This window comes from Nocardia sp. NPDC060220 (assembly GCF_042727815.1).
Classification (GTDB): domain Bacteria; phylum Actinomycetota; class Actinomycetes; order Mycobacteriales; family Mycobacteriaceae; genus Nocardia.
Genome location: NZ_JBHWZY010000192.1, coordinates 1 through 9,576, shown reverse-complemented (window position 1 = coordinate 9,576; position 9,576 = coordinate 1). Strand labels below are relative to the sequence as shown.

Sequence of the window (9,576 nt, the reverse complement as noted above, 5' to 3'; positions counted from 1 at the left end):
GTGTTGGAAACTTCGGCTCGCCTCCTCGAACTGCTGTCGTTGCTGCAAACGCCCCGGGTGTGGACCGGCGCCGACCTGGCCGAACGCCTCGAGGTCGACGCTCGCACGGTCCGTCGCGACATCGACAAGCTGCGCACCCTCGGCTACCCGGTGCACGCGGTGGCCGGCACCGCCGGATACCGGTTGGGCGCGGGCACCAAGCTGCCACCGCTGCTGTTGAACGACGACGAGGCGGTCGCCGTTGTCCTCGGACTGCGCACGGCCGCGAGTGGATCGGTCACCGGCATCGAGGAGAGTTCGCTACGAGCGCTGGCGAAACTGGAGCAGATCCTGCCGTCACGGCTGCGACACCGGGTCTCGGCGTTGCACGCCGCGACCGTCACCGTGCCCGCCGGAACCGCAACGGTCGACCCCGAGGTGCTGACCGCGATCGCCGCCGCGATCCGAGACCACGAACAGCTCCGGTTCGACTACCGCACCCACGACGGCGCCGAGGTCCGGCGAACAGCCGAGCCCCATCGACTCGTGCACACCGGGCGGCGCTGGTACCTGGTCGGCTGGGACGTCGAGAAGCAGGACTGGCGCACCTACCGCGTCGACCGACTCCGCCCGCGAATCCCCACCGGGCCACGCTTCACCCCACGCGAGGCGCCCGAAGTCGACCTGGGCGGGTGGGTATCGCGCGGTGTCAGCACCTCCGCCTACCGCTATCAGGCCCGCATCACGCTGGAGGTGTCGGCGGCCGTGGCGGCGGATCGCATCCCGCCGACTGTCGGAGTCATCGAAGCGATCGACGAAGGGCACTGTCTGCTGCGCACCGGCTCGAACTCGCTCGACGAAATAGCGGTCTACACCGGGCTTTTCGGTTTCGGATTCCACGTACACGAACCGCCCGAACTGATCCAGCACCTGCGCGCGCTGGCTGACCGAGTCACCGCGGCCATCACACCACGCGACGACCTGCGGGGTTGCGGGCACGGCGCATCGGGCTGACCGACGGTGCCGTCCGTTTTCCGCCGGATCCGAAGCGGCGCGATTCCTATCGTCGGTGCCATGGACAGCGAACGGATTCCGGAGATTTCGACCATTGCGTTGCGCGCGCCGGAGGTGTGGTTCATGGCGCTGGCCGCCGCGCTGGCGACCGCGAGTGTGTACCTGCTGCAACCGGCCGTCGCCGAGGTCGCCGGATCGCTGGACACCTCCGCGGCGGCGATCGGCACCGCGTTGGCCTGCGGCCCGATCGGCTATCTGGCGGGGTTGGTGTTGCTGGTGCCGCTGGTGGACCGGTTCGCACCCCGCACCGTGGTGACGGCGCAGTTCGCGGCGCTGGCGCTGGCTTCGGTCGCCGGGGCGGCGGCCCGTTCGCCGTTGACCTTGGGGATCGTCATCGGGGTGGTCGGCGCGGGGTCGGCGGTCGGAGCTCAGTTGAGTTCGGTGGCAGGGCGGTTCGCGGCCCCCCAACGGCAGGCCACGGTTCTGGGGATCGTCACCGCGGGCATTTCGGCCGGAATTCTCGCCGGGCGCATCGTCGGTGGCTGGCTCACCGAGATGATCGGTTGGCGCGCAATGCTGCTGGTGTTCGTGGTGCCCTGTGTCGTGGTGGCGGCAGTGTCGTATGTGGTGCTGCCCGCGGTGCGTGGGCGGGCAGCTGCCGGATATCTGGATACGGTGCGGGGGATGCCCGGCCTGTTCGCCCGCTTCGCCGCGTTGCGCTGGGCGGCAGCGCGAGGCGCGCTGTGGTTCTTCGCGTTCTGTGCGGTGTGGGCTGGGCTCGCGGTGGCGCTGTCGCAGCCGCCGTACTCGTATACCCCCGAACGGATCGGCCTGTATGCCTGCGCGGGGCTGGCGGGCGTCTTCGCCACCAGGATCGCCGGCAGCTGGACCGATCGTGTCGGCCACCGGAAGGTGATCCTGGTCGGTCTCGCGCTCGCCCTGAGCTCGGTCGTGGTCTTGTCCGTCGCGCTGTCGAACACCGTGGTGACGCTGATCTGTCTCGGCCTTTTCGACGCCGGACTGTTCGCCGCGCAAGTCGCCAATCAGAGTGCGGTGCTGGCCATCGATTCCTCCGCGCCGGCTCGCTTCAACAGCGCCTACATGTCCGTCTACTTCGTGGGAGGAAGCCTGGGCACGGCGTTCGGCGCGGCAGCGATCGGCTGGTTCGGCTGGGTTGGTTCGGTCGCTGCCGCCGCGACCGCCACGGCAGCGGCGGGCGTGGTCGCCCTGGCCGATCGGTCGCGCATCAGCGCGGATTCGTTCGGTGTCGGAGCAGCCGAGGACGGCCGCGATCGTGCGGAGATGTCGGGCGGACGCTGAGCCGGATGCGCGCGGGGTTAGGTGCTGGGGTCGGGCGCTGCTCCGGAGCCGGATGCCGGCGAGGCGACCGCGGCCTCGCCGGTCTCGGCTTCGCCGGCATCGGGCTCGTCGACTGCTGGTTGTGCTCCGGTGGCTATGTCGATCTGCTCGCCGATGTAGCGGATGATCACCGCGATCATCGCCACGACGGGCACGGCGAGGAAGGCCCCGGTGATGCCGTAGAGCGAGCCGCCCGCGGTGACCGCGAGCAACACGATGACGGCGTGGAGTTCCATGCTGCGGCTTTGCAGGACCGGTTGCAGCACATTGCCTTCCAGCTGCTGCACCGCGATGACGATGCCGAGCACGATCAATGCCGTGGTGAGCCCGTTGCCGACCAGCGCGACGAGGACGGCGAGCGCACCGGCGACGAACGCGCCGACCATCGGGATGAATCCGCCGATGAAGGTGATCACCGACAGCACCAACGCCAGTGGCACATCGAGGATGAACAGCGACGCGCCGATGAGGACGGCGTCGACCATGCTGACGATCGCCTGGGTCCGGATGAAGCCACCCAGAGTCGCCCACACCCGCTCCAAAACGGCTTCGACGTGGCGGCCGCTGCGGTTGCCGAACACCTGATGCATCCAGGGTAGAAAACGCGGCCCGTCCTTCAGGAAGAAGAACACCAGCACCAGGACCAGGAACAGGGTGATCAGTAGCGATGTCGCGGTGGACACGCCGGTGAACACACCGTTGGCGATCTGTGCGCCGCTGGACTGGAGTCGTCCGATGATCGCCTCGACCGCGGAATCGAGTTGCTCGTCGCGGATGCGCAGTGGTGGTCCCTGGATCCAGCCGCGTACCTGGTTGACCCCGTCGGTGGCCTTGTCGGCGAGCTGTGGTGCTTGATCGGCCACCGAGGGCACGATCGAGGCGACGACCCCGGCCAGCAGTGCGACGAACCCGAGTAGCGTGATCGACGCGGCGAGCGCGGGTGGCAGTTTGCGCCGGATCAGCCAGCGGGTCAGTGGCCACAGGATCGTGGTCACCACGACCGCCAGCGCCACGGGCAGGATCACCACCCAGAGCCGGGCGGTGATCGTGCCGAGTACCCATGCGCCCGCCGCGATCGCCACGATGCACAGCGCCCATTTGGCCAGCCACAGGATCCCGCCACCGATCACGTCCCCGCGTTCACGCGAAGGCTTGTCGTTCGGTTGCGCCCCACTGGTTTTCTTCACCGGCCCGCTCACGTCGCCCAGTCTGGCACGCGCGCCGCGTCCATCGGAACTTGTCGGTGCCACGGCCTAGCGTTTCGTCCATGTCGGAAACCATCACTGTCGGCGGCATCACCATCGACAGCAACGATCCCGCCGAACTGGCCGAGTTCTGGAGCTCCGCCCTCGGTTACACGGTCCTCGTCGACTCCGGGGACTACATCATGATCACCCCGCCCGGCGTCGGTTTCGGGGAGGGGCGTTATCTCGCGTTCCAGCTGGTTCCTGAAACCAAGGTGACCAAGAACCGGGTGCACATCGATTTCCAGACCACGGCTCGCGCGGCCGAGGTCGCCCGGCTGACGGCGCTGGGAGCTACGGTCCACGGCGAACACTCGCTGCCCGGTTTCGCCTGGACCGTGCTGCAGGACCCGCACGGCAACGAGTTCTGCGTCGTCGCCGCCGAGAGCTGAGCGAAGTGGCATGCTGTGCACAATGGCATGAAGTGCATCCTGCGCTGTCTGACTCGTTCGCAATGTGGGTGAGCCGATCAGTCCGGCGCGGGCTCGGCCTCGGCGCGATCGAGTTCTTCGTCCAGCGCGATGGCAGCGGCGATCAGGGCCAGGTGGGTGAAGGCCTGTGGGAAGTTGCCCAGCTGCTCACCCGAGGGACCGATCTCCTCGGCGAACAGCCCGACGTGGTTGGCGTAGGTGAGCATCTTCTCGAACGCGTAGCGGGCCTGTTGCAAGCGGCCGGTCCGGGCGAGGGCCTCGACATAGAGAAAGCTGCACAGGTTGAAGGTGCCTTCGGTGCCGCGCAGGCCATCCGGTGACGCCTCGGGGTCGTATCGGTAGACCAGGCTGTCGCTGACGAGTTCCTTGTCCATGGCGTCGAGGGTGCTCAGCCACATCGGGTCGGTGGGGGACAGGAATCTCATCCGGGGCATGAGCAGCAGCGAGGCGTCCAGGACGTCGGTGGCGAAGTGCTGCACGAACGCTTGGCGTTTCTCGCTCCAGCCGCGGTCGATGATCTGCCGGAAGACCGCGTCGCGTTCGGCGGTCCAGCGGACCACGTCGGCGGGCCTGGCTTGCGCGTTCGCCATGCGGATGCTGCGGTCGAAGGCCACCCAGGTCATCAGGCGGCTGTAGGTGAATTCCTGGCGGCCGCCGCGGGTTTCCCAGATGCCCTCGTCGGGGCGATCCCAGTTGTTTGCGAGCCAGTCGACAAGGCGGCTGAATGTCCGCCAACCGGCGATGGCGGCCATATCGGTCCCCTGCGCCAGCGCGTCCGCTGCCTCGCCGTAGATGTCGAGCTGGATCTGGTCAGCTGCGCCGTTGCCGACCCGGACCGGCGCCGAACCCTGGTATCCCTCCAGGTGGGGCAGCGTTATTTCGTCCAGGCGTGGGTCGCCGTCGACGCGGTACATGATCTGCAAGGGTTCGCCGGAGGCGGTGCCGCCCGCGTCGACCCGGTCGCGCAGCCAGCGACGGAACGCATAGGGCTCCTCGGTGAAGCCGAGGTCGCTCAGCGCCCGCACCGACAGCGAGGCGTCGCGGATCCAGGTGTAGCGGTAGTCCCAATTGCGTTCGCCGCCGATTTGTTCGGGCAATCCCATGGTGGCCGCGGCGATCGGCGCGCCGGTCGGGGCGTAGGTGAGCAGTTTGAGGGTGATCGCGGACCGATTGACCATGTCCCGCCAGCGCCCGCGGTAGGTGGACGAGCGCAACCAGGTCTGCCAGAAGCGACGGCACTGGTCGAACTCGTGGGCGATCGTTGCCCACATCGGTGCCGACGAGAAGTCCGCGCCCGCGGGAGCGGTGGTCAGCACGACCGCGGCTCGCTCACCGGCGGACAAGGTGAATCGCGCGGTGATGTCGGCGCCGTCGGGGTGCAGCGCGATCGGGTCGGTGGATTGCAGGTGCAGATCGGCGATGCCGGAACGGAAGACGGCGGTTCGTTCATCGACTCGGTCGAGGGTGTGGGTGGCGCGGGCATAGTCGAACCGGGGGCGGCAGGCGAGAGTGAACGTGAAGCTTCCCCGCACCACCCGCGCGAATCGCACCAATCTGTGCCGGTCGGCCGGTTCGGTGCCGCGAATCGGCTCCATGAAGTCGGCGACCTCGCCCACGCCGTCGGGTCCGGAGAACCGCGTCAACAGAATGGCGGTGTCGGGCAGGTACAGCTGCCGGACGGTCACCGTGTTGGTGGTGTCGACGGCGAGCGAGCAATGTCCGCCCTTCTCGCTGTCGAGCAGCGATGCGAACACACTCGGTGAATCGAACCGTGGCGCGCACCACCAGTCGATCGTTCCGGCAGCCGATACCAGCGCCGCTGTCTGCAGATCACCGACGATGCCGTGCTCGTCGATCGGCGGGTACGAGTTCACGAACACTCCTCGCCTCGGACCGCCGTTCGCGCGGTCGGCGAGCTTCAGCCAACCAGCGAACGGCGGCGTCGGCCTCATCCGGAACGGGTGAATCCCGCGCCTCGGAGCTGAGGTTGGCGTGTTCGGCACGAGATTGGCGCGTTCTGTTCTTGTCGTGGCCGCGAGGTAATTCGACACTTACGTTCGGATGGTCGGTGAGTGAACGATGGGAGTGTGCGGTGACAAGGGAGAGTGCCACTGTCTACGTGATTTCCGCGCTGGAGTCGAAAGGAACCGCGACCCGCGACGACTTCGACGTAGCCGGTATCGTCGCCACGTTCCGCGACCTCATCGACGGGTGGGACTTCCGCTTGCTGGAGCGGGAAACGTTCTGGCAGATCGCCTCGACCTACCTCAGGACGTGACGTTGCGAACCGGAGGCGACCCTGTTTCCCAGCGCCGGGCAGCCCGGCGCAGCGAGCCCGCGTCGGAGTAGCCGAGCAGTTCCGCCTGCTTGGTGCCGCTGAGCGAGCCTCCGGACGCCGCTCGCGACAACCTCGCGCTGCGGGCCCGGTCCAGTTCGGCCCGCCAGGTGGTGCCGGATTCGGCCAGCCGCCGCTGCAACGTGCGAGGGCTGATGTTGAGGATCTGGGCGACACTGTCGAGCGAGACCGCCCCGCCGTCGATGGCCTCGTCCACCGCGTCGGCCACTCGTGCGGGCCAGGCCGAGGCAAGGGTCGGCGGTGGCGCCAGGGCGGCGGCCAGCGGTTCCAGAACCGCTGCCAGGACGGGATCAGCGGTGGTCAGGGGAAGATTCAGGTCCGCGGAGCGGAAAGTCATCGAGTCGGCCGGTGCGTCGAATTCCAGTGTGGCGGAGCCGAAGACGGCACGAAAGCGGTCCACGTGCGCGGGAGCGGCCTGACGCAGTGAGACACGCACCGGGTTCAGCGGATCGTCGACGACCCGGCGCGCGCGGCTCAGGACGGCCGACAGACCCCACAGCTGGGTGTGGTCCCTGCCACGGCCTTCGCCGTCGAGCATCTCGAGGTACAGGGTGGACTCGTCCTCGGTCTCGGTGACCAGGTCGAATCGGTGATTGGTGGTGACCGCGGTGATGTAGGGACCGCAGGTGGCCAGCCCGGCTCCCAGCGTCGGCGCGGACGCGAACAGATAGTCGTACAGCCCGAGGCTGGACAGCTCGTAGCGCTGGGCCACCTGCAGCGCGACGTCCGGGCCGAGACGATGTTCGCCGACCTCCCACAGCCGGGAGAACGTCGCACTGGGTAGATGCACGTCGTGGCCGGTCATCGTCCAATCCGGGACCCCGGTGTCCCGGATCAGCTGCGCACGATCGAGCCCGGCTGCGCCGAGCTGGGAAATGACGAAACGGTGCAGCAAGCTCTGGTCGGTAGCCATGACGTCTCCTCGTGGCAGCGTGCCGATCTGCGAACGTTTACGTCAGCCGCAGGCGTCGACCGATAGGGAGAGTCTGTCGGCGAACGTCTCGGCGCTTCGCGATCGGCACCTCGTGTTTGATCCGGTTCTACCAGTTCCGCGCAGGTCGCGAAAGCAATCGCGATTCTGGTCGGCAATCATGGCAGCGGTCGTGCGATGGGCTCCGATGGCATCCTGCGAACGGTGGATGCTCGGTACTCGAGCGTGCCATGGTGAGTTGTGACCGTGGAACTGTGCTGCCTGACCGTCCGTGTCGACACCGCGCGGTGGAGCGAAACCGTGCTCACGGAGGTCGATCTGGTGGTGCCTGCCGGTCAGATCACCGCTGTGCTCGGTGGGCCCGGCGCCGGAAAGTCCATGGCCGCTTCGGCTCTCGCGGGACGATTGCCCGCCGCCGCGCAGTATCGGGGCCAGGTCTTGGTCGACGGTGTGGCTGTCGACGGTCAGCGATGGGCGGCCCTACGTGAGGGCGTCGTCGGCTATGTGCCGCAAGAAGGTGTGACGGCATTCGACTCGGGCAAAACGGTAGGCGCCCAATTGCGGGCGTTGGAGCGGCGCCATCGAGCGTGGAGTGTCGAGCGAGCGTGCGCCGCCGCACAGTATCCGGCCGAGGCCTCGGACCTTCTGCCACATCAGCATTCGGGAGGTCAGATCCAGCGCGCCGCGCTCGCCGCCGCGCTGCTGCCGGCTCCGCGCGTCCTCATCGCAGACGGACCGACCAATTCTCTCGACAGGGCGACGGCGTACGGGGTGTGGCGATCATTGCGTGATTACGCCGACTCCGGTGCGGCGGTACTCGTGGTCAGCAACGAGGTGCAGATGCTGACTCACGGCGGCGTCGCCGACCGAATGGTGATCCTGCACGCGGGCCGGGTCCTCGCCGCGGGAACGACCGCAGAGCTCGGAAAGTCGACCGACACCTTCGTGCGGACCCTGCTCGGGTCGTCCTTCTGACGCGGCGCCGCGATCGGCAGCTCAGTCGGCGCCGGTCACGAAAACACGCTCCAGTAGGGCGAACAGGCAATCTCGATCTCGGTCACTGAGCTTCTTCAGGCCGTCTTGCGTCGACTGCATCTTCGCACGGATCGTATCGGTGACGCGCTCGCCCTCGGGCGTGATGACGAGATGAGTGACGCGCCGGTCGGACGCACTGGCCTCGCGGCGCACGAGGTCGCGCTTCTCCAGCCGGTTGATGATCCCGGTGACATTGGACGCGTCGCAGGACAGGGTCTCGGCCAGGGCGCGCATCGCAACAGGCCCTCGGCGCAGCACCGTCAGCGTTTTGCCCTGACTGGCCGTGAGGTTCTCGCTCGCCGCCGCCGCGGTGAAGTCCCCGTAATAGACGCCGAGCGCCACCGAGAGCAGCTCCATGAGCTGGGCCGTATCGACGCGCGCAGCTTCTTCCATGAGAGTCAGCTTATCCGCAGAAACTTGACTATCTCAAATATCTGCCTCTAGCGTGGGGGCATTGCTTGAAGTTCTCAACCTTCGACTTTGTCAAGTACCTCTGAGGAGTATCCAGTGATCGTCACCCAGTCCGAGGCCTCCCGCACGGCGGAGATCCTGTCGCGGCCCGTCACACTGAACGGCCTGACTGTCCCGAACCGCATCGTGATGGCGCCGATGACGCGGATGCTCTCGCCCGGCGGCGTTCCCGGTGACGATGTTCGGTCCTATTACGCCCGCCGCGCCGCCGCGGGTGTCGGTCTGATCGTCACCGAGGGAACCTACGTCGGCCATCAGTCGGCCGGGCAGAGCGATAGTGTGCCGCGGTTCCACGGTGAGGAGCAGTTGGCGGGGTGGGCGAAGGTCGCCGAGGACGTCCACGCGGCGGGCGGCACGATCGTTCCGCAGCTGTGGCATATCGGCATGGTGCGCAATCAGGGCGAGCAGCCCTATGTCGACGCGCCCGCCGTCGGTCCCTCCGGCATTCGCGTCGACGGCACCGAGGGCACCGGCAAGGCGATGACCCAGCGTGACCTGGACGACGTCATCGGCGCCTTCGCCGAGGCCGCCGCGGCGGCCGAGCGCATCGGTTTCGACGGCGTCGAACTGCACGGTGCGCACGGCTATCTGCTAGATCAGTTCCTCTGGGAGCGCACGAACCGCCGCGACGATGTGTACGGCGGTGACGCGGTGGCCCGCACGAGGTTCGCGGCCGAGCTGGTGGCCGCCGTCCGCGCGGTCGTCTCGCCCGAGTTCCCGGTGATCTTCCGCTACTCGCAGTGGAAGCAGGAGGCC

At 67.7% G+C, this 9,576-nt stretch carries 9 protein-coding genes and 1 pseudogene; 6 read left to right on the top strand and 4 right to left on the bottom strand.

Annotation, left to right across the window (positions count from 1 at the left end; all coding sequences use genetic code 11):
• Positions 1-993 (top strand): helix-turn-helix transcriptional regulator (locus ACFWF3_RS12685; protein ID WP_379313802.1); only part of this gene is annotated, 993 nt, incomplete at its 5' end.
• Between the two features lie 60 nt (positions 994-1,053).
• Entirely contained in the window at positions 1,054-2,313 is a 1,260-nt protein-coding gene (locus ACFWF3_RS12680) for an MFS transporter (protein WP_379313801.1), read from the top strand.
• A 17-nt stretch (positions 2,314-2,330) separates the two neighbouring features.
• Here ACFWF3_RS12680 and ACFWF3_RS12675 read toward each other — a convergent pair whose 3' ends face one another.
• A complete protein-coding gene (locus ACFWF3_RS12675) occupies positions 2,331-3,551 on the bottom strand; it encodes an AI-2E family transporter (protein ID WP_379313800.1) in 1,221 nt (406 codons plus the stop codon).
• A gap of 68 nt (positions 3,552-3,619) precedes the next feature.
• On the opposite strand from ACFWF3_RS12675, the gene ACFWF3_RS12670 reads away from it, so the two are divergent.
• On the top strand, positions 3,620-3,988 hold the full coding sequence (locus tag ACFWF3_RS12670) for a VOC family protein (RefSeq protein ID WP_378990107.1): 369 nt from the start codon (positions 3,620-3,622) through the stop codon (positions 3,986-3,988).
• Between the two features lie 77 nt (positions 3,989-4,065).
• Here ACFWF3_RS12670 and ACFWF3_RS12665 read toward each other — a convergent pair whose 3' ends face one another.
• Positions 4,066-5,901, bottom strand: a complete 1,836-nt coding sequence (locus ACFWF3_RS12665; protein WP_379313798.1) for a glycoside hydrolase family 15 protein — start codon at positions 5,899-5,901, stop codon at positions 4,066-4,068.
• Between the two features lie 218 nt (positions 5,902-6,119).
• On the opposite strand from ACFWF3_RS12665, the gene ACFWF3_RS12660 reads away from it, so the two are divergent.
• The gene (locus ACFWF3_RS12660; protein WP_378652994.1) at positions 6,120-6,305 is read left to right on the top strand and encodes a hypothetical protein; all 186 of its coding nucleotides are present in this window, start codon (positions 6,120-6,122) and stop codon (positions 6,303-6,305) included.
• Here ACFWF3_RS12660 and ACFWF3_RS12655 read toward each other — a convergent pair.
• Entirely contained in the window at positions 6,295-7,296 is a 1,002-nt protein-coding gene (locus tag ACFWF3_RS12655; RefSeq protein ID WP_379313797.1) for an AraC family transcriptional regulator ligand-binding domain-containing protein, read from the bottom strand. The two genes, ACFWF3_RS12660 and ACFWF3_RS12655, sit on opposite strands and share 11 nt — an antisense overlap.
• 258 nt (positions 7,297-7,554) lie before the next feature.
• Between ACFWF3_RS12655 and ACFWF3_RS12650 the strand changes: the two genes are divergently transcribed.
• A complete protein-coding gene (locus ACFWF3_RS12650; protein WP_379313796.1) occupies positions 7,555-8,289 on the top strand; it encodes an ATP-binding cassette domain-containing protein in 735 nt (244 codons plus the stop codon).
• 21 nt (positions 8,290-8,310) lie between these two features.
• On the opposite strand, the gene ACFWF3_RS12645 is transcribed toward ACFWF3_RS12650, so the two are convergent.
• Positions 8,311-8,742: a MarR family winged helix-turn-helix transcriptional regulator gene (locus ACFWF3_RS12645; protein WP_378990102.1), complete on the bottom strand. Its 432-nt coding sequence runs from the start codon at positions 8,740-8,742 to the stop codon at positions 8,311-8,313.
• A 114-nt stretch (positions 8,743-8,856) separates the two neighbouring features.
• On the opposite strand from ACFWF3_RS12645, the pseudogene ACFWF3_RS12640 reads away from it, so the two are divergent.
• A pseudogene (locus ACFWF3_RS12640) lies at positions 8,857-9,576 on the top strand (12-oxophytodienoate reductase); the annotation flags it as partial.